General features: G+C 27.4%; 17 protein-coding genes and 1 pseudogene. 5 read left to right on the top strand and 13 right to left on the bottom strand.

The annotated features are described in order from the left end of the window. Positions 1-47: 47 nt before the first annotated feature. The 7 genes from I2A66_RS03325 to I2A66_RS03295 form a co-directional block, all read right to left on the bottom strand. Entirely contained in the window at positions 48-1,745 is a 1,698-nt protein-coding gene (locus I2A66_RS03325) for a heparinase II/III domain-containing protein (RefSeq protein ID WP_147516721.1), read from the bottom strand. Between the two features lie 22 nt (positions 1,746-1,767). Further along, positions 1,768-3,855, bottom strand: a complete 2,088-nt coding sequence (locus I2A66_RS03320; protein ID WP_195250950.1) for a CgeB family protein — start codon at positions 3,853-3,855, stop codon at positions 1,768-1,770. A gap of 150 nt (positions 3,856-4,005) precedes the next feature. Continuing rightward, the gene (locus tag I2A66_RS03315; RefSeq protein ID WP_122640026.1) at positions 4,006-5,382 is read right to left on the bottom strand and encodes an MATE family efflux transporter; all 1,377 of its coding nucleotides are present in this window, start codon (positions 5,380-5,382) and stop codon (positions 4,006-4,008) included. 11 nt (positions 5,383-5,393) lie between these two features. Continuing rightward, complete coding sequence (locus I2A66_RS03310) at positions 5,394-5,831, bottom strand: MarR family winged helix-turn-helix transcriptional regulator (RefSeq protein ID WP_122640027.1); 438 nt, start codon at positions 5,829-5,831, stop codon at positions 5,394-5,396. A gap of 135 nt (positions 5,832-5,966) precedes the next feature. Next, positions 5,967-6,866, bottom strand: a complete 900-nt coding sequence (locus I2A66_RS03305) for an NAD(P)/FAD-dependent oxidoreductase (RefSeq protein ID WP_147516723.1) — start codon at positions 6,864-6,866, stop codon at positions 5,967-5,969. Positions 6,867-6,870: 4 nt separating this feature from the next. Next, positions 6,871-8,292 (bottom strand): NAD(P)/FAD-dependent oxidoreductase, encoded by a 1,422-nt coding sequence (locus I2A66_RS03300; RefSeq protein ID WP_195250948.1) that lies wholly within the window; start codon positions 8,290-8,292, stop codon positions 6,871-6,873. Positions 8,293-8,468: 176 nt separating this feature from the next. Continuing rightward, complete coding sequence (locus I2A66_RS03295) at positions 8,469-9,632, bottom strand: M20 family metallopeptidase (RefSeq protein WP_122640029.1); 1,164 nt, start codon at positions 9,630-9,632, stop codon at positions 8,469-8,471. A gap of 301 nt (positions 9,633-9,933) precedes the next feature. Between I2A66_RS03295 and I2A66_RS03290 the strand changes: the two genes are divergently transcribed. From I2A66_RS03290 to I2A66_RS03280, 3 genes are all read left to right on the top strand, one after another. Continuing rightward, complete coding sequence (locus tag I2A66_RS03290) at positions 9,934-10,254, top strand: hypothetical protein (protein WP_124097566.1); 321 nt, start codon at positions 9,934-9,936, stop codon at positions 10,252-10,254. A 244-nt stretch (positions 10,255-10,498) separates the two neighbouring features. Beyond that, positions 10,499-12,325, top strand: a complete 1,827-nt coding sequence (locus I2A66_RS03285) for an SdrD B-like domain-containing protein (protein ID WP_195250945.1) — start codon at positions 10,499-10,501, stop codon at positions 12,323-12,325. Between the two features lie 85 nt (positions 12,326-12,410). Further along, a complete protein-coding gene (locus I2A66_RS03280; RefSeq protein ID WP_207734715.1) occupies positions 12,411-13,793 on the top strand; it encodes a DNRLRE domain-containing protein in 1,383 nt (460 codons plus the stop codon). Between the two features lie 73 nt (positions 13,794-13,866). On the opposite strand, the gene I2A66_RS03275 is transcribed toward I2A66_RS03280, so the two are convergent. Continuing rightward, entirely contained in the window at positions 13,867-14,133 is a 267-nt protein-coding gene (locus tag I2A66_RS03275; protein WP_122640032.1) for an HPr family phosphocarrier protein, read from the bottom strand. Between the two features lie 226 nt (positions 14,134-14,359). Here I2A66_RS03275 and I2A66_RS03270 point away from each other — a divergent pair, with 226 nt between their 5' ends. Further along, complete coding sequence (locus tag I2A66_RS03270; protein ID WP_195250943.1) at positions 14,360-14,623, top strand: hypothetical protein; 264 nt, start codon at positions 14,360-14,362, stop codon at positions 14,621-14,623. Between the two features lie 76 nt (positions 14,624-14,699). Here the strand turns inward: I2A66_RS03270 and I2A66_RS03265 are convergent, their stop codons facing one another. Together I2A66_RS03265 and I2A66_RS03260 are read right to left on the bottom strand one after the other, a co-directional pair. Then, positions 14,700-15,509: a CPBP family intramembrane glutamic endopeptidase gene (locus I2A66_RS03265; RefSeq protein WP_122640034.1), complete on the bottom strand. Its 810-nt coding sequence runs from the start codon at positions 15,507-15,509 to the stop codon at positions 14,700-14,702. 78 nt (positions 15,510-15,587) lie between these two features. Beyond that, positions 15,588-15,932, bottom strand: a complete 345-nt coding sequence (locus I2A66_RS03260) for a C-GCAxxG-C-C family protein (RefSeq protein WP_330615441.1) — start codon at positions 15,930-15,932, stop codon at positions 15,588-15,590. Positions 15,933-16,266: 334 nt separating this feature from the next. Between I2A66_RS03260 and I2A66_RS03255 the strand changes: the two genes are divergently transcribed. Then, positions 16,267-16,617 (top strand): cupin domain-containing protein, encoded by a 351-nt coding sequence (locus I2A66_RS03255; protein ID WP_122640035.1) that lies wholly within the window; start codon positions 16,267-16,269, stop codon positions 16,615-16,617. A gap of 310 nt (positions 16,618-16,927) precedes the next feature. Here I2A66_RS03255 and I2A66_RS03250 read toward each other — a convergent pair whose 3' ends face one another. The 3 genes and pseudogenes from I2A66_RS03250 to I2A66_RS03240 all read right to left on the bottom strand — a co-directional run bounded on the left by I2A66_RS03250 (position 16,928) and on the right by I2A66_RS03240 (position 20,444). Next, positions 16,928-17,827 carry a polysaccharide deacetylase family protein gene (locus I2A66_RS03250; protein ID WP_243113368.1) on the bottom strand — a complete coding sequence of 300 codons (900 nt, stop codon included), beginning with the start codon at positions 17,825-17,827 and terminating at the stop codon, positions 16,928-16,930. Positions 17,828-17,981: 154 nt separating this feature from the next. Continuing rightward, a pseudogene (locus I2A66_RS03245) lies at positions 17,982-19,574 on the bottom strand (amidohydrolase). A gap of 315 nt (positions 19,575-19,889) precedes the next feature. After that, complete coding sequence (locus I2A66_RS03240) at positions 19,890-20,444, bottom strand: ferritin family protein (protein ID WP_122640037.1); 555 nt, start codon at positions 20,442-20,444, stop codon at positions 19,890-19,892. Positions 20,445-20,547 lie beyond the last annotated feature (103 nt).

Below are 20,547 nucleotides of genomic sequence, written 5' to 3'. Positions count from 1 at the left end.
TCTCCTTTTAATTTATTTTCATCATACTATATAATAATTTTTATACCTTAATAAAATATTATTATAGTATCTACTTCTACTGATGTAGATTTAATTTCGACTTCAAGTGTTATTCTTTTTTGTGTATTCCTAGGAGAATCAAAGTACCATCCTCTCATATTTTCCTCATCTCCAATGTATTCATTTATGTTTAAATTTTTTGAAGAATTTATACAAATCTTGCATATAATTCTCTCATCATCATATAGATAAATTCCATCATCATATTTAACTTTTATACTTTTATCCAAGTTCCATAGTATTTTATAAGTATGTTCATATTTAGATATGATATAATCTTTTATCTCTACTTTAGAATTAATTCTATCGTACTCTAACTTCCTTTTATGAATTAAGTCTTTATATCTATTATTCACACCTAAAACCATATTCTTATCTTCTCTTATAATATAATCTTCAATATATACATCATCGTATATACTACTTGTATCTTCAAACTGTGCCATATTATTAGTTTTATTTTCACGGTTAAGAAATTCGCGTAATTTTATAGATTTATTATCTACAATCAAAGTGTTATGAGCAAATGAAGAATATGCATACTTTGTAAATTTATCTTTATATTCATATCCATTAAATCCTGATTCTACAAATATATTTTTTCCTTTATATATTAAAACAGACAAATCATCACAGTGCTTATGATAATTGCTATTATAAGCAGCTGAAAATAATATATATAAACCATTCTTACCTTTACCCCAACTATCTCTAAATATTGCATACCCTGCATCTTTAAATACTACAGAATCTTCTTTAGGAATTACTCCATCATTACCACTTGTAATTGCATAGTCGAAATATTTATCGTTATATAAGTCTTTGTATGATTCAATTACCTTTTTAGATGCATTATCACCAATTTCAGGAAAGCAACCGTTTGGTTTTAGTATTTGATAAGAAAATCTTAATGTATTCTCATACTTTTCATATAAATATTTTGAAAAATCATTATCTATGCTTCTCATTACAATAGAATATAATTTTAAACTTTTACTGACTTCATAATGATAAAATGGAGTGTGTTCTTTATGAACACCTTCAACAAAAACAAAATCAAAATATTTTTTTAATCTGTTTTTTGATAATTCTTCATAAATTTTTGATTTGCTATCTAAGTTAAATATTTGTGAATATAATAGTAGAGATAAGTCTTGATACATTCCATGATTTGTATTTTTATTATGAAAGTTTTCATTTGAAAGTAATTCTGCTGTTTTAGATATATTAGATACAAATCGTTCTAAATATTCGCGTCTAAATAAATTATAACAATTTAAAATAAAATTTAACCAATAGTTCATTCTTAGAGCTGTTGTTTCATCATGATAATCATATTTATTTCTGTATTCTATATCGTATTCATTTTCATATTTATCTATCCACTGATATACTAACTCTAATCCTACACTTAAATACTTCTCTTCTTTTGTTTCTCTATAAGCTTCTATTAAATCTCCTAGAAATTCATGACCATTTAATCTTCTAAGATACGATCTTCCCATTTTTTCATCTTCCCAATTTATAAATTTATCAAAATGAACTTTTTTATACCCAAATATATTAAGTATATTATTCTCAATAAGGTCATTACTAGTTTCTATATAATTTTCATTAGAATTTTTATTTAATATGATTTTAAATTTATCATATAATCGATCTAAATCTTTTGATATATAGTCCATTGTTTTATCAACCCTTAATTTTTTATATTTCTACATATCTACAAAACTTTGAATCGTAATCTTCGATATTTTCTATAAAGTTATATTTATCTATAGAAAAGTACTTAAATCCATACTCAAATTTATCAATATAATTTAAATTTATATATTTTAGTAATTCATAAATAGTATAATTCTCTATAATCCTTCTATTAATCATACTTCTATCCAAATATAATAAGTCTGTGTATTTAAAGTCTTTACCTTCATTTTCTAAATTCAAAGTTATATTATTCTTTAGTATAAACCCTTTATTATATTTGAAATATGACTTTTTACCTATTACTTCTGCATTTGTGTAAATAGTTGCATTTACTAAATCTCTTAAATAATATTTGCCATAATAATTATTAGGATTTAATATTGATATATAGTCAGAATCAATAATATCCTTTAAACTTAAGTTCATACTTTTATTATTTAGAAGTAATATATTTTTATCAAAGTTACAACTACCTTTTAGCTTTAAATATAGTTCTTCACTATATGTTATTAAAAGTAGTTTTTTATATTTGTATAGTTGATTTTCATAATTTTCTGATATTTTTTTAAAATCTTCATACCCCTTAACTAATCCAATTATACAAATATCTTTATTTATATTATTAATATTAATACTTACTTTATCTAATAAATACATTAAACGTTGATTGTAGGTATGATTTTCTAAAATCCGTCTAATTCCTTTTATAGATTTAATATCATAATAATAATTATCTTGTTCAATTTTTGAAAGTTCATCTTTAATCTTTTGCTTATCATCACTAACCATTACTATGTCTCCAAATAGCTCCTCAATTCCTAAAGAATAAGTACTTATAATAGGTGTTCCACAGGCTAAAACTTCATATATTCTTCTAGAAAACATTGTTTTAGAATTATCTACAGTACTTACATTTAAAACTACCTTATATCCCTTATTTGCCTTATCTAGTTTTTCCACCGGTAAATATCCCACTATATTTTCTTTAAACTTATTTGGATATTCATACTGCTTTAGGTTTCTATTATAATTTCTATCATATATATCAAGGCCTATAGATTCTATTGCTGCTTCTAAAATAGTATCTAATCTTTCTCTTCTTCTTTCATATTTATTATTATAATAACTACCTGCAAAACAAGCTTTATTGCATCTATTTAAATCAATTTTTATTGGATTGTGAATTTTAGGATTTGCCGCAAATGGTAATACAAATATATTGTCATGTTTTAAATCTATTTTGTATTTGTTTACGCTAGATTCATCTGTAGTAAATACATAATCAAATAACTTTGCTGTATTTATAAAATGATTATAATGAACAGGATCCTCTTTATTCCAAAATATTGTTGGTATAAACTTTTTCTTACACCAATCAACTAAATTCTTTAACTCCAACGTATTATACTTATTTATATATTGTACTTTTTTATTCCATGCATCATCATTTCCATGCCAGGCTGATTCTACTAATAATATATTAGGTCTATTAAGTTCTAATTCACCCTTCCATTCATATGGATGTACCTTTATCAAGTTACATATTCCATCAAAACAAGACTCTGTAAGTTTATCAAATATACATGCTATTTTTAAGTCACTAAGCTTGTCTATCTTGTTAAATATAAATCTATTTTCTATGCTATTCGTATACATAAAATTTATTTTTTTTCTTCTGTATATTTTTATTGAATCAATTCTAAAGTTACCACTACCTTCAACTCTAATAGCTAATTTTGTTATTTGATTTTTGTCCATTAAGCTTATAACTTTATATGAGTTTAAATTTATATTGTCTAAAATTTTTTCATCATTTATACAAGTTATTATATAAAGTCTTAAATCAATATTTTCATCCTTCAATCCATTAAACTCTATTTTATATAAGTATTCATTCTCAATATTAATTTTATCTTCACTACTTTTATCATAAAGATCTTTATCTATATAAAAATATTTATGCTCATTATCACAGTAAAAAGATTTACAAATATTATTTTCTAATATTATTTTACATTTAGATTTTTTTTGAAAATCATACTTATTTAAATTTATATCTTCATATAATTCATATTTATAAATTTCCATACATCTACCTCATTTAAAATTGACAACTTTGTAAATTTTTATTAACTGCCTATATATTCTATTCATATTACATTTATTAAGTTACAACATTTTATACTAAAAGTTGACTATAAAAAATGCTACCTCAAAATTTGAGGTAGCATTTTTTATCTATACAGCTTGAATATCTTCACTGTAAACTTCTTTAATTTTATAACTTCTAATTTCCCTTAATATAACCACACCAGTTATAACAGAAGCAATTATATCAGCTGTTGGTTGAGCAAACCAAACACCATTTAAATCAAAAATATTAGGTAAAATTAGTATCATAGGTATTAATAAAATAACCTGTCTAAGTAAACTAAGTACCATAGCAACTTTAGCTTTACCTGTAGATTGAATATAGTTAGTACCAACAACAGATAATCCTACTATTGGAAGTGCAAAAGCATATTTTCTTAAACCATTAACAGTAATGTCCATAAGCTCTGCATCTCTATTAAACATACCAACTAAAACTTGTGGTGCAAACTGAATTAATAAAGATCCAACTACAAACATACAAGTAGAAGCTAAAAGTGTAATCTTAAATGTCTTAACTGCTCTATCATAATTCTTAGCTCCATAGTTAAATCCAACAATTGGTTGCATACCTTGTACTAATCCAAAAGAAGGCATTAAAAATATCATAGTTATAGAGCTTATAGTAGCCATTGCTCCTATTGCTAAGTCTCCACCATAACTTCTTAAAGAATTATTACTTAATACTTGAACTAAACTAGCAGCTAATTGCATTGCAAATGGAGCTGATCCTATTGCAAATATCATCTTTACTATATTAGAGTTTAACTTTAAACTTGATTTTCTAAACTTTAAATTCGACTTTCCTTTTAAGTAATATAATAATCCCCATATAGCAGTTACACCTTGAGAGGTTACTGTAGCTATTGCAGCTCCTTGTATTCCCATATTGAACCCAAATATTAATACAGCATCTAATACTATATTCGTAACGCAACCAACGGTCATTATTATAGCTGATAATTTAGGATTTCCATCTCCTCTAATCATATTATTAAAAGCCATAGCTAGTATTTGGAAAACTGCTCCTAATAATATTACACTCATATATGATTTAGCATAATATAAAGTTGAATCACTAGCTCCAAATGCTGATAATATCTTATCTGAGAAAACTGTTCCTATTACTGTTAATATAATTCCGATTGTTACAGATAAAGTTATTGCATTTCCTATTATACCTTCTGCTTCATCTCTTTTTCCTTGCCCCATTTTTATAGATATATTAGTTGCAGAACCTACACCAACTAACATACCAAACGCAAGCATTATTGTCATTATTGGCATAGTTACACCAAGACCTGTTATTGCCATAGGACCAACATTTGGTATATTACCTATAAACATTCTATCTACAACATTATAAAGTGCATTTACCATCATTCCTATGATTGCAGGTACAGAGTATTTTAATAATAATTTACCTATAGGCTCTGTTCCTAAAATTTGTTGACTATTTTTCATTCGTATCCTCCTTATATATTTATATTTTTACATACTTTCTCAAGTAATTCTTTCATAGTTTCTTCTTCTTCTTCTGTTAATATTTCAGCGATTTTATTATTCCACTGACCTAACACTCCTAGCACATCTTCTTTTATATTTTTTGCTTTATTAGTTAAATGAATTTTGTTTGATCTTTTATCATTTTCATCTTTAATTCTAGTTATAAAGCCTTGATCTTCTAATTTTTTTAAAGCTCTTGCCGTTGTACCTTTGTCTATTTTTAATTTTTCAGATATTTCTTCTTGATTTCTACCATCCTCTGTATATAGCTCAAGTAAAAACATAAATTGACCAGATCCAATTCCAAACTTAGAGACTTCTTTGTTTATAAATACACTCCCTTTTCTATATAAATGAGATATGTATTTTCCTATATGCTTATTTTCTTTACATTTTTCTATACACATATAAAGTTCCACCTTTTTATTAGTTGTTTATGCAACTATATCATTATATCATATTTAGTTGTTTTTACAACTATTTTTTTATAAAATAAAAAATAGGAAGTAAAATGATAAATATCAATATACTCCCTATTAATTTTATTTTAAATTTTCTATTAATTCTTTGCATTCTTTTTCTATTTCATATATGTCATTATGAATATAAATTCCATTCCCACATGCATATATATTATCTCTTGAAGTTTTATAATTTTCATCAACCTTAGATCCTGTAGTTTCTGGATTTAAAACTATATTACTCCTCATAGCTACTACTCCATCACTTAGCATTGGATATGAAAATATTAAAGTATCACAAAATATCTCCTTAATATGATTATCTCTTTCAATACTAACCTTGCTAACTCTTCCATCTCCATATATTCCTACTAATTTATATCCTTCATATATATTATATTTTAAACCTAAAGACTTAACTCTATCAGCATTTCCATCTTCACACAGAATACCTACTACATTTATATTATACTTTTTTAATTCTTGTTCTATCATATATATAGTAGCGTCACCTACAATTAAAATATTTTTACCAGGCACCATATCTTCCATAGCAAATATTTTCTTTGCCATACCTATAGTAAGTATACCTGATACTCTATCTCCAACTGCAGTTATTGAGTTCCTTGATTTTTCTTTTCCACCATTTGCAATAATTACATTTTTCCCTTTAATTTTCTCTATACCTCTTTGTGAACTTGTACAAACTACCTCATTATTTTCTTCTATATTTAATACCATTGTATTTAAATTTATATCAACATTATAACGTTCTAATTCTTTTAATATTTTTTCTTTATACTCTTTACCCGTAATATAAATTTCATTTCCTATATTATAGTCACTATTACTTAGCATTCCTCCAAGATCCGGATCTTTTTCTATTATTAATATACTTTCTATACTTCTTTTTTTACCTTCTATTGCACAAAGAATTCCTGCTGCACCGCCACCTATAATTACTAAATCATATTCTCTCATAGTTCTAGTCCTCCTTATACCCGACAACTACTGAAGTTTCATTATTCTTCTTAATATCACTTAAGTCTACTCCTAATTCTCTGCTTAGTATATTTGCTATTGTTAGCATACATCCAACCCCTTGACAACCTCCCATCATGGCTCTAGTTCTTCTTTTGACTCCATCTATAGTGGTTGCTCCTAATGGTCTTTTTATAGAATCTATAATTTCACCTTCCGTTATTAATTCACATTTACAAACCATTTTTCCATAAGAAGAGTTTTCTTTTATCAGTTTATTTTTTTCTTCCATACTAAGATTAGAAAATCTGACTAAATTTTTTCTTTCATTTTTTAAGTTATCTTTTTCTTTTAAGTCTACTAAGTCTGATACTATCTTAACTACGTATTTTCCTATTGCAGGGGCTGCACTAAGACCTGGCGAGTCTATACCTATTACATTTATAAAATTAGAATTATCTTCTGAGTTTCTTATTATAAAGTCTTCATTATCAGTTTTAGGTCTTATGCCACTAAATGAAGTTAATATTCTTCCCATAGGTAAGTTTTGTATTGTTTTACTGCCTTTTTGAATTATTTCATCTATACCTTCTCTTGAAGTACCTATACTTTCATCAGACTTAGCATTAGGTCCAAGAAGTAAATTTCCATCAGCTGTTGGAGTTATTAATACACCTTTACTTAAATTACTTGGAACTTGAAATAATGTTTTATTACAAATACCTCCTGCTACTTTATCAAATAAACAGTATTCTCCTTTTATTGGTTGTATTTCATATTTTTCTTTATTTACTAAATTACTTAAATAAGCACCATATAGACCAGATGCATTTATTATTATTTTAGCTTCTATACTTTCTTTATTTTCAAACTTTATTTTATATGTCTTTCCTTCTTTTATTATATCTATTACTTTATAACCTAACTTAAATTCTACTCCATTCTCTACTGCATTTTCACCTAGTGCTATTGTCATTTCATATGGACTTACTATTGCAGATGATTTTGCATGTAAAGCACCTACCACATTATTATTTATATTAGGTTCTAAGCTTAGAACTTGCTCTTTTCCTAAAATTTCTAAACCTGGTACACCTAATTCATCCCCATTTATTTTTAACTCATTTACCCTTTTCATTTCATCTTCGCTAAAAGCTAATATTAATGCACCATTTCTTTTAAATGGAAAATCTAATTTATTAGCTAAACTGTCAAATAATAAATTTCCTTGTATATTAAGCTCTGCTTTTAAAGTTCCTTTTTTTTCATTATATCCAGCATGTACTATACCGCTATTCCCTTTTGATATTCCCTCTGCTATATCATTATTTTTGTCTACTAAACATATATCTATATTATATTTTGATAATTCCCTTGCTATTGAGCAACCTACTACACCTGCTCCAATTATTACAACATCTTTCATAGTGACATCTCCTTTTATAAAAAGTAAATCTTTGTTAATTTATAGTATTTATTATATTCTTTTAATCTTTGCAAGTAAAATTTATTATTACTATAATAACCATTATATTTTTTGATATATCTTATATAATTATTTACAAAAAATAAAAGAGAAAATCTTAAATTAGATTTCCTCTTTTATTTATTTAAAAAGTCTAAAGCATATTGTACATGTAATGCTGCCCCTATTTCTAAACTATCTTCATATATATCAAATTTTCCATGATGATTAGGATAAATATAACCTTTAGATTCATTTTTAGATCCTACTAAAGCTATTGCACCAGGAACTCTATTTAAATATTCAGACATATCTTCTCCAATTGTAAGCTTTGGCATATGTCCTATTCCATCTTTTCCCATTATTTTTTCTACTGCATTTTTAGCTAATTTTGAACATTCTTTATTATTTATAGAAACAGGCATTCCAAAAGTATACTCTAAGAAAGCCTCTGCTCTATATGCCTCTGCGGTATGTTTTATTATACGTTCAATCATATTTGGAATTTCATCTCTTAATTTTGGATTAAAGCATCTTGAAGTACCTTCTAGTATAGCTTCACTTGCAATTACATTAAATCTAGTTCCTGACTTTATAGATCCTATACTTATCACTACTGGTTCTATTGGGCTAGTTTCTCTACTCACAATAGTCTGTAGATTCATAACAATTGCACATGCTACAACAGCTGCATCTATTCCTTGATGAGGAAGTGAACCATGTCCACCTTTTCCTTTTATTCTTATTTTAAATATATCTGCTGAAGCCATTACTGGTCCTTCTTCAATGGATACTTTTCCACAATCTAAATCTCCCCATAAATGCATTCCAAATATCCCATCCACATCATCAAGTGCCCCACCATCTATCATAGCCTTAGCTCCTTTAGCTATTTCTTCAGCTGGCTGGAAAAGTAATTTAACCGTTCCATTTATTTTATCTTTATTCTCATTTAATAATTGTGCTGCCCCAAGTAACATAGCCATATGTCCATCATGTCCACATGCATGCATCATACCTTCTTCCTTAGATTTATAATCTACATCATTTTCTTCAAAAACAGAAAGAGCATCCATATCAGCTCTTAAGGCTATTGTTTTTCCAAATTTATTTCCTTTTATAGTACCTATGACTCCTGTACTTGCAATACTCTCATAAGGTATTCCCATTTTTTCAAGTTCTTCTTTTATTCTTTTTGAAGTTCTTATCTCTACTCCGCTTCTTTCTGGATGTTTATGAAAATCTCTTCTCATTGATACTATATAGTCTTTATACTTTTTTATTTCTTCTTTAACGTTCATATTATATCCCCCTGTTGTTAAATCTTTAAGACTATAATTTTAGTTATATTTAGATAAAGTTGTAATAAAATCTCTTTTGAATTACTTCAATATAATAATTTTGCCTTATTAAAATAATTCCTTTCGACAATATTATCATATCTTACATTTTATGTAAATACAAAATTGTATTTATTTTAAATATTTTCAGATAATTTTATTTTCAACAATCCTTGCTATAATGTAACATATTCTGCATTTTTTAATAGTATATATTAAGGAGGAGCAATAATATCTATCTCCTAGATAGCGAGGTGACAAAATGAGAATTAACTACTCTAATAAGTGTTGTGCAAATCAATATTCTTTAAATCAATGTAGTTGTACTAAAAAATATTGTAATTGCTGCAATTGCTGTAGCCAAGTAAATACATGTAATCCTTGTAATAATTACTGTCCTAAAGCTAATACTTGTTTTAATAAATGTAATAATAGCCAATGTCCTAATTGCAATAGTACTTGTAATAATAATGTACAATCTGTAATGAATTATAATTTATGGGTTAACCCATCTAATTATTCTCTTAGCAATTCTAACAGTTGTCCTAAAAACTGTTCCAATAGATACTATAATAACTTTTAGATAACTTATAATCGGCCTTATAGCAGTATATTATACTCTATAAGGCTTTTTATCAGTATGCAATTTTTTTGTCACTTTTGAATACTTACATCATACTATAGTATTAACTTATCTTACACTATACTCTTAATTTAGACTAAGTGTTAAATTTAAAAATAATAAGTTTTAACATATCTATGGATGAAAACATATATTATGTATGAGTGTTTATTAATAAAAAATTTTAAAATATGGAGTTGATATCATGATTTCAAAAGATACTAACTATCTAAAAAATACAGTTCTTAATGAAATTGCTATGACTATTTCAGAATCAGACTGCTCCCAGCCAACAAAATTAATTGGTGATACGGTTTGGGTTGACTTAAACCAAAATGGTATACAAGATAATGGCGAACCTGGTATGGGTAATGTTACTGTAGATTTATATAACTATAATAATAAAACTAAAGTTGCTACTACTACTACTAATGCTAATGGTAATTATATATTCGATACTGTTTATCCAGGTACTTACTATGTTATATTCTCTAATATACCTGAAGGCTATGGATTTATACAATCAAATGGTGTTGTTGATACTACAGGTAGAACTCAACCATTCTGTGTAAAATATGATGATGATCCTACTGATAATACAAATATTGATGCACCTATATTACCTGCAATAGTAACTACTACAACTACTCCGGTTCCCGTTACTACTACAACTACTCCGGTTCCCGTTACTACTACAACTACTCCGGTTCCTGTTACTACTACAACTACTACAGTCCCTGTTACTACTACAACTACTACAGTCCCTGTTACTACTACAACTACTACAGTCCCTGTTACTACTACAACTACCTCTTCTGGTTTAGCATCTGTAAGTGGTACAATTTGGGTAGACTTAAATCAAGATGGAACTCAAGCCCCAACTGAACCAGGATATCCTGGAGCATTTGTAACTTTATATAACTGTAATACTAATGATCCTATTCAATCTGTATATACTGATAGCCTAGGTAATTATTCATTTAATAATCTTGCACCTAATATTGCTTACTACATTAAAGTTGATCCTATACCTGGATATAAATTTATTCAATCAAATGGGGTTGCTGATACTAACGGAAGAACTAATTGTTTTAGATTGAATCCAGGAGAAAATAGAGTTGATTTAGATATACCTATACTACCAGTTTGTATCCAAACTATATGTCCAGTACGTACAACAACAACTACTACAACTACTACAACTACTACAACTTCACCTGTACCAGGTAGTATAACAGGTATTGTATTTGCTGATTATAATTGCAATGGTGTAATAGATACTGAAGATATTGGAGTTCCAAATGTATTTGTTTCTTTATATAATGCAAATACTTATTGTGTAGTATCAACAGTTTTAACTAACTCAAATGGTAATTATCAATTTTCTAATGTAAATCCAGGTAACTATTACTTGATATTTAATAATATTCCTTGCCAATACTCTTTCAACACTAAAACTGGTGTTGTTTCTAGAAATGGTAAAACAGATGTATTTACATTATGTCCAGGTCAAAATATAACAAACCTTAATGTTGGACTTTGTCCTAACTGTGTAAATAATAATACTTCTAATTCAAGTTGTGGCTGTATAGAAGATGATAATTATGATTATCCATCTTCAGATAACTGTAATAATAATGATATAATTCCTTACGAATTAGGAACAGTTGGCGGGTATGTATGGTTAGACTCTAATGGAGATGGATGTAAATCTTCTAGAGAGATGGGAATTCCTAATGTAGATGTTTCCTTATATGACTGTAATAATCAACTAATTGACTCTACTACTACATCTCGTAAAGGTAAATATATATTTAATAATGTACCATCTGGTTCTTACTATATACAATTTGGAGATTTACCTTGTAACTATGTTTATATAAAATCTAATCATTTAGTAAATTCAAATGGTTTATCTCTAGTATTTAATTTATGTCCTGGAGAATCTAGATTAGATGTAAATGCACCAGTTTACAGAAAACCTAACGGACATTCATGTATAAATTCAAATAGTTGTCATGATTGTTGCTAAATAAAGTCATATATTCGTTAAAATAATAAAATGGGTAATTCTTATAAAGAGTTACCCATTTGTTAAATATATGGAGGAATATAATATGTCCAATATTAATTTATTTCCTACTAATAAACTAACTATGTGCAATAGTACAGTTACATCTACATCAGATCTTATTGTTGGAAATAATCTTAATTCTAACTCAAATAATAAATATAAGTTTTTATTAAAATTTGATTTTTCTAATCTATGTTCAATATCTATAAACAAAGCTTATTTGTACTTGTATCCTAATCAATTAAATATCCATGATATTTCAAATAAAATTAATATCAATATTGGTAGAGTTGATAGTGAATTTTTTAAATATCCATATAGTAATCTGCTACAAATATCAAATTCAAATTTATTCTTTTCTGTATCTAAACTCAATATAAATTCTTATATAAAAGTTGATATTACAAGCTTAGTTTTAGATTGGGTAAATGATAATTCTTCAAACCTTGGAATTGCATTTTACTCTGATTACTTTTCTAATTTTATTTGTAAATTTAGCTATAGCGATAATAAAACTTATATTAGTTTAGATTATGATATAAATTATAAATTTGATTATAATCTATATAAATTTTGTCCTATAGAATGTACTGAAGGAGTTGTTGGACCTACTGGAGCTCAAGGTCCTACTGGCCCTCCTGGTGAAATTGGACCTCCTGGTGAGGTTGGTCCTCAGGGTCCTATTGGTATTCAGGGACTTGTTGGTCCTACTGGTCCTCAGGGTGAAGTTGGTCCTCCTGGTGAGGTTGGTCCTCAGGGTCCTATTGGTATTCAGGGACTTGTTGGTCCTACTGGTCCTCAGGGTGAAATTGGTCCTCCTGGTGAGGTTGGTCCTCAGGGTCCTATCGGTATTCAGGGACCTGTTGGTCCTACTGGTCCTCAGGGTGAAATTGGTCCTCCTGGTGAGGTTGGTCCTCAAGGTCCTATCGGTATTCAGGGACCTGTTGGTCCTACTGGTCCTCAGGGTGAAATTGGTCCTACCGGACCAACTGGACCTAACGGATCATTATCATCTTCTTATGCATATTTTTATGTACCTTTTAGTGTAAGATTAATTGCTAATTCAGGTGTTCCTTTTATAGGCTCTAATGGTAATTTTGTAAATATATCTTTTTTTTCTCAAGATGAATTTATATTTTTAGAGTCTGGTGTATATGTTATAGATTGCTATTTAATTTTTCCTAATATAACATCTAGTCAAAATCTTACTTTAGCTTTATTTGTTGATGGAGTTCAATCTCCTGGTACAACCATGTATATTTCTCCATCTAACATATCCTCATCTTCTTCAGTAATTTTATCAATATCAGCTGGTCAAAAACTATCACTTATGTCATTTAATAGTGTTGATATAATACTTCCGCCTCTTATTGATAGAGCTTCATCTATAACTATTTTTAAAATTGCCGATTTACTAATAACTTAGTTTTTATATGAATAAAAAAGTTATAAATTTTAGCATAAATACTTAAATTTATAACTTTTTATTTATCGTATGTTTACTTATTCTCATCAATTCCTATTATATACTCTATTAACTCTTTAATTGCTATATCCTCATCTTCCCCATTAACTTCAATTTCTATAACATCACCTTCACTAATTCCCAAACTAAAAAATCCTAATATACTCTTTGCACTCATTTTTGAACGTCCCTTACTTATAAATATTTGTGATTTATACTGTGATGCTTTTCTTATAAAAGATGTTCCTAATCTATCATGTAGCCCTGATCTATTTATAATTTCTATCCTTTTTTTTATCATATCTCTTTCCCCCATTTTTAGTAGTAATACCTAAAAGATATAGGAAATCGTTTTTATAGTCAATCTATTTGGCCATAAAAAAATATTTATATATTTAAATTATTCAAACTGTAATATAAGTTTAATTTTTATTTTATAATAATACTTTATCTTATTAACTTGATACTTTAATATATATTATATAATATAATAATATAACTATAATTAAAATCGAAAGAGGTCTAAGATGAAAGAATTTTTTACAAAGCATAAGAATAATATCACAATGGCTATCAATGCTATGATAGTAATTTTAGGATTAGTTGCGAAAGATACCAAGTTTGTAATAATAGGTTTATTATTAGCAGCCCTTACTATATATGTGACAATGGAAGAAAAAAAGGCCGAAGCTCAAAAAGCCCAGTTTAAAGCTGAAAGAAAAGCTAGACTACAAGAACAAAAAGCAAAAAATAAAAACAATAAAAAGAAAAAATCTAAAAAGAGAAAATAAAAACATATGGCTAAGGTTATTGTATAGTCCTTAGCCATATGTTTTTATTTTTAAATACTATTTAATTATTTATTTTTTAATCTAAAAGATTATCTATATGGTATACAAATTTATTTCTATGTAATTCATCCTTTATTATTATAATCCATAATATAATAGCCATTATTAAATTTAATATATTACAAATTGAAGTTATGCTAGATATCTCTAATCCAATTGCACTAGATACCATTATTATATAATTCCAAATAACATGATAAATTATTATTGGCCATATATTATTTACCTTTATAACTAATCCTACAAAAGCAAAACCTAGTAAACTTGAATTTATAACTCTAGTAATTACATCTAATAAAGGTATTCCCATAACTATAGTAGTTAAGTGCATGATTGAAAATCCTAAACTACTAAGTATCATTGCTCCGATTGCAGATCTTCTTGTTTTAAATGAGTTTAGGAACACACCTCTAAATATAACTTCCTCTGAAAATCCTGCTAAAAATGCTCCTATAAATGTACATATTATTGTAATACAAGTCATTGTGGTAAATGATTGTATATTTTTTAAAATTTCCGATATAAACTTACTCAACATACATAATATTACAACAACATATGGTATACACCAAATTAGTCCACCTTCATTAATTTTTGAAAATCCTACATTTTTCCATCCATAATATTTATTTATAAAATATAATATAAAAATTGTAGGAGGTATTTGTATAATTAGTTTACTAATTATATTACTTTCATTAATATGCATTCCATCTACTCTAACTCCACCGATTAAATTTAATATTAGATTAGATGCAAATACTCCTATTATCATAACAATTAAGTATCCTGATATTGTTAAAATTGCAGCTTTCTTTTTATTCATCTGTGTGCCCCCATGATCATAGTTTGTCTGATTATTTAAGTTTACCACAATTTAACTCTTATCTAAATATCAAATTTGTTAAGCTTCTATTAATTTTTTATCATCTATATTTACAAGACCTAACTCTCTTATTACTATTTCAGCAACTTTTTCTACTAATACTGTAAAATAAATACATTGTTCTTTATGCTCTCCTTGAGACATATCAAACTCTTTTGTTAATATACGGCAATATAATGTATTTTTCCCATTTGTATTTTTTAAATAATCGTGTAATTCTTTAGAAAGCTCTAAATTTTTCTCTACCTTTTTATCCCCTTGCTTAGTTCTTCCAAAGAACATACCTAGTGCCATAACATCTCCAAACACTTCTCCACATAGACATTTAGATCTACCTATTCCTACAGGAAATCCTGACGCCATAGCTATAGCTTCCTATGATATATTAAGCTCAAAATTACTTCTTATTGCACTTACAACTGCCTCTAAACAAAAAAATCCTCCTCTAAACAATTCTTCCGCTTGTCCTCTAATTTTTTTAAACTAACTTCTTTACAAACGATCATTATAAAATCCCCCTGATTATTTTGTTACATGCACTATTTTACTATATTCTAGACATTATGGTCATTGAATTATTATATAGGACTATTATTTTTTTCTATACTAAATCAAGTTTGTATTAATAATTTATTTAAGAATAGTTATTCTCAATGTGGAAAATATAATATATATAAAAGTTTGTAGGAGGTTTATTATGGAAAAAATACACAAAAACTTACTAGATGGTTCATTAGAACAATTTAATGATTCTGTAGTTCCTAAGATACCTGTTTTCTCAGGTAATGATATGACTTCTGAAGTTTACTATTTTAGACCTAATCAAGTACTAAAAGAACATAAACATCCAAACGGAGAACAAATATTTGTTTTCTTAAAGGGATGTGGAGTTATGACAGTAGGAGAAAAGGAACATCACGTAAAAGAAGGAGCTATGATATTAGTATCAGCAAATGAGTGGCATAGCATAACAAATGGAAGTGACAATGATATGGTTGCAGTTCAAATAACAAAAGTTGGTGCTGGCTCAGAGTTTAAAGATGCATAGATAAATTCAAATAAAAATATGGAAGTATGCCAATATGGCTGCTTCCATATTTTTATTTAAATTTATTTATGTATATTCCTTAACATCTACCTTGAACTCTTATTTGTATTCCTTTATCTATCTACAGTTCGGTAAAAATTCTCTATTATCTGTATTACCAACTTATACAAACTATATTTCATATAATCCCCTATAACATATACTTTTTATATAATATATACTTTTTATAAACTAGTTATTCTAAATTTTCACCTAAAAAATCTATCACATAAACAATTTAAAATTATTCTGTGATAGATTTTTTATAATATTACGATAATGTTTTAAATTCATATCCCTGATCTTTAAAATATTCTATAATCTGAGGAAGTGCTTTAGCAGTTTCATCTTTTCCATAGGTATCGTGCATTAAAATAACCACAATCTCTTTTCCATTAGAACTTTTAATTGCTTCACTTACCAACTCTTGAGCATTTTTCTTTTTACCTTCTGAATCAGCATTTAATGCATTCCAATCTATTTCTGCCATATTATTCTTATCTAAATATTCATCTAGCTTATCCATATCCTTCCAAGACATATATCCACCTGGACATCTTATTACTCTAGTTGAGAAGTAATCTCCTAGTACACTTTTTAAAACTTCTTCATTTTTTTCAAAATCATCGGTAAAACTATCTATGTCTAAATGTCTATTTGGATAAAGTATTTGGTAGTCGTGACTATATGAATGATTTCCTATTGCATTTCCATAATTAAAAGATTCTTTAAGTATTTCGTTTGCATCTTCCCCTCCATTTTCTAAAGTTTTTCCATTTACAAAAAATGTTGCCCTAACATTTTCTTCTTTTAAAACTTCTAGTATTTTAGGAGTTACAGTGGTTGATGGTCCATCATCAAATGTTAAAAATACAATTTTTTTACCATTATTAGAATAATTCTGTGTATTTAGTTTATCTTGTATTTTTCTAGCATCATATGTATATTGCTTTGCTTCATGAATAACTCCAACCATTTTTTTTTGATCTTCTAATTCTCTAGCCTTTTTTTCTCTTTCTTCTTTTTCTTGCTCTTTTTGAATTTCTATTTGCTTTTGTTTTATCTCAATTCTATATTCAGTTAATTCCATAGCACTATAGTTTAATGTTATTATAAGCCAAGTAAGCCATGCAAAGAATAGAATCTGATTTGGACTTTTTTTATTGCTCACGTTTATACCTCCATATACAGATTTATTATTCTGTTATATATATGAAGTAATAACTTGTCCTAATCATAAAAACTCTTTCAATTATCTATTATTAAAATAAAAAAATAGATGAAAAAGGCTTCATCTATTTTATATATTAATTTTTAAAATTATATTATTTTTTAAATATAGTATTACCTTCTTTTATAGTTTCAAGAACTACTATATCTTTTATTTCATTAGTATTAACTTTTAATGGATTTCTATCTAATATAACTAAATCAGCTAATTTACCCTCTGCTATAGTTCCTTTTATATTTTCTTCAAAATATTGAAATGCTGCATTCTTAGTTACAGCTTTTAATGCATCTAAAGCACTTATTCTTTCATCTTCACCTAATAGTACTCCACTCTTAGTTACTCTATTTACTGCAGCATGCATAGTTTCAAGCATATCAGGCTCTATAACTGGTGTATCTTGATGGAATGTATATGGTATTCCCATATCTCCAGTCGATTTAGCTATACTTATTCTTTGTGCTCTTTCTATCCCGAAGTTATTTATATGTATATCGCCCCAGTGCATTACATGAGCCACAAAGAATGATGGTATCATTCCTAATTCTTTAACATCATCTAATTGATCTCTATCCAATAATTGAGCATGTATTATAACTGGTCTTATGTCATTATTTAGTCCTGTTGATTCTTTTGCAGCTTTATATTGATCTATATATTGCTGACAAGCAGCATCACCGTTACAGTGAACTAGTATTTGCATATTATCTTTTAATGCTATTTCAAGGCTAGCCTTTACTTGCTCATCATTTTGAGTTCCATATCCACAATACTCTTCTTCACCTTGATATGGAGTTTTCATCCAAGCAGTTTTTCCTTGCGGTGAACCATCTAAGAATGTCTTATATCCACCTATTTTGAAATGATTATTATACTTATTTAAACTTGTTGCGAATTTCTCTTTTAATATCTCTGCTTTAGACATATCCATATATCCAATTAAGTCTATATTTAACATATTAGCATAAGCTAAGTAATTATATACATCTGCTAATAATTCTACAACAAATCCTTCTTGAGCTGTTGTTATACCATAACTAGCGTAGCCAGCTTGAGCTTTCATTAAACTACCAAAGAATTCTTCATTTGATATCATTGGTAATTTCTGAACATACTCAAAGTACGCTGATTCTTCGATATATCCTGTTAGTTCTCCATCTTTCTTTTCTATTAACCCACCTTCTGGATTTGGAGTATCTACTGTTATTCCAAATTATTTTATACCTAAAGAGTTAAGTACTCCCATATGTCCTGATGCTTGCTTAGCTATTACAGGATTTTTTGGAGATACTACATCTAATATTTCTTTTGTTGGATGTACTCTTTCATCTAAGAAGTTTTGGTCATACCCTGTAGCTTGAACCCATTTACCTTCTGGTACATTGTTCTTCTCTATAAATTTCTTTATAGCTTCAGCTATTTCTTCAAAACTTGTACATTCTGCTAAATTAACTTGTGTAAATCCACTTGCATATCCTGAGAAGTGACTATGTGCATCTATAAATGATGGTATTAAAGTCTTACCTTCTAAGTCTATTAATTCTACATTTTCACTTGATTCCTTATATAAATCTTCTCTCTTACCTACTTTAAATATTTTACCATCTTTAACTAACACTGCCTCAGCATATAATTCATCTTCAAGTGTTAGTATGTCTCCATTAAAATATAATCTTTCATTAATTGCCATTTTATTTGACCTCCTGATAAAAATACATTTAACATAAGCTAAAGTATTTTTTTAATAAATCTTACTAATTAAATTTGTCGGTTTATGTATTTCATTATACTACTTTGTCTATTAAGCCTGCAATTTATTTTTAATTTATAATTATTTGAATTTATAATGATTTTACTATAGCAATATTGTTTCTTAATGATATATCATATTCTCACTTGATAATGACACAAATTCAAATAAATTTAACAATAAAAAATACCTTAAGAACTATGGTTCTTAAGGTATTTTTTATTGTTAAATTTATTTGAATAATAAAACTTATAATTAGTTTTGCTTACCGAAATGTCTTTCTAATAATCCTAAGAATGCTTTACCATGTCTAGCTTCATCTTTACACATTTCATGAACTGTATCATGTATAGCATCTAATCCTAATTCTTTAGCTTTCTTAGCTAATTTTAATTTTCCATCAGTTGCACCGTATTCTGCTTCAACTCTTACTCTTAAGTTTTCTTTAGTATCAGCAACAACTACTTCTCCTAATAATTCAGCAAATTTAGCAGCATGTTCTGCTTCTTCAAATGCTATTCTTTTATAAGCTTCTGCTACTTCTGGATATCCTTCTCTATCAGCTTGTCTACTCATTGCTAAGTACATTCCTACTTCTGTACATTCTCCAACAAAGTTTGCTCTTAATCCTTCGATAACTTCTTCGTCTACCCCTTGTGCTACACCTATTCTGTGTTCATCAGCCCAATTTAATTCTCCTGACATTTCTTCGAATTTATCAGCTCCTACTTTACATACTGGGCATACAAATCCTTCTATTGTTTCTCCTTCGTGAATATATCCACATACTGTACATACGAATTTTTTCATAATCTTTATCCTCCTAATATATATATTCCAATGTAATAATTACATTTTTAATCTCTAATTTAATAAGATAATAATTTTATACCCGCAAAAATTTATATTAAAC

The organism is Romboutsia sp. 1001713B170207_170306_H8, from assembly GCF_015550495.1.
Taxonomy (GTDB): domain Bacteria; phylum Bacillota; class Clostridia; order Peptostreptococcales; family Peptostreptococcaceae; genus Romboutsia_E.
The sequence above is the reverse complement of the archived record's forward strand: the minus strand, read 5'-3'. Positions and strand labels throughout refer to the sequence as shown.

Excerpts from the sequence above, each read along its gene's own strand:
- I2A66_RS03290 (WP_124097566.1), top strand. The coding sequence starts at position 9,934 with ATGAGAATTAACTACTCTAATAAGTGTTGTGCAAATCAATATTCTTTA.
- I2A66_RS03285 (WP_195250945.1), top strand. The coding sequence starts at position 10,499 with ATGATTTCAAAAGATACTAACTATCTAAAAAATACAGTTCTTAATGAA.
- I2A66_RS03310 (WP_122640027.1), bottom strand. The coding sequence starts at position 5,831 with ATGTGTATAGAAAAATGTAAAGAAAATAAGCATATAGGAAAATACATA.
- I2A66_RS03300 (WP_195250948.1), bottom strand. The coding sequence starts at position 8,292 with ATGAAAGATGTTGTAATAATTGGAGCAGGTGTAGTAGGTTGCTCAATA.
- I2A66_RS03240 (WP_122640037.1), bottom strand. The coding sequence starts at position 20,444 with ATGAAAAAATTCGTATGTACAGTATGTGGATATATTCACGAAGGAGAA.
- I2A66_RS03275 (WP_122640032.1), bottom strand. The coding sequence starts at position 14,133 with ATGATAAAAAAAAGGATAGAAATTATAAATAGATCAGGGCTACATGAT.
- I2A66_RS03260 (WP_330615441.1), bottom strand. The coding sequence starts at position 15,932 with ATGGCGTCAGGATTTCCTGTAGGAATAGGTAGATCTAAATGTCTATGT.
- I2A66_RS03295 (WP_122640029.1), bottom strand. The coding sequence starts at position 9,632 with ATGAACGTTAAAGAAGAAATAAAAAAGTATAAAGACTATATAGTATCA.
- I2A66_RS03325 (WP_147516721.1), bottom strand. The coding sequence starts at position 1,745 with ATGGACTATATATCAAAAGATTTAGATCGATTATATGATAAATTTAAA.
- I2A66_RS03305 (WP_147516723.1), bottom strand. The coding sequence starts at position 6,866 with ATGAGAGAATATGATTTAGTAATTATAGGTGGCGGTGCAGCAGGAATT.
- I2A66_RS03255 (WP_122640035.1), top strand. The coding sequence starts at position 16,267 with ATGGAAAAAATACACAAAAACTTACTAGATGGTTCATTAGAACAATTT.
- I2A66_RS03280 (WP_207734715.1), top strand. The coding sequence starts at position 12,411 with ATGTCCAATATTAATTTATTTCCTACTAATAAACTAACTATGTGCAAT.
- I2A66_RS03315 (WP_122640026.1), bottom strand. The coding sequence starts at position 5,382 with ATGAAAAATAGTCAACAAATTTTAGGAACAGAGCCTATAGGTAAATTA.
- I2A66_RS03320 (WP_195250950.1), bottom strand. The coding sequence starts at position 3,855 with ATGGAAATTTATAAATATGAATTATATGAAGATATAAATTTAAATAAG.
- I2A66_RS03270 (WP_195250943.1), top strand. The coding sequence starts at position 14,360 with ATGAAAGAATTTTTTACAAAGCATAAGAATAATATCACAATGGCTATC.
- I2A66_RS03265 (WP_122640034.1), bottom strand. The coding sequence starts at position 15,509 with ATGAATAAAAAGAAAGCTGCAATTTTAACAATATCAGGATACTTAATT.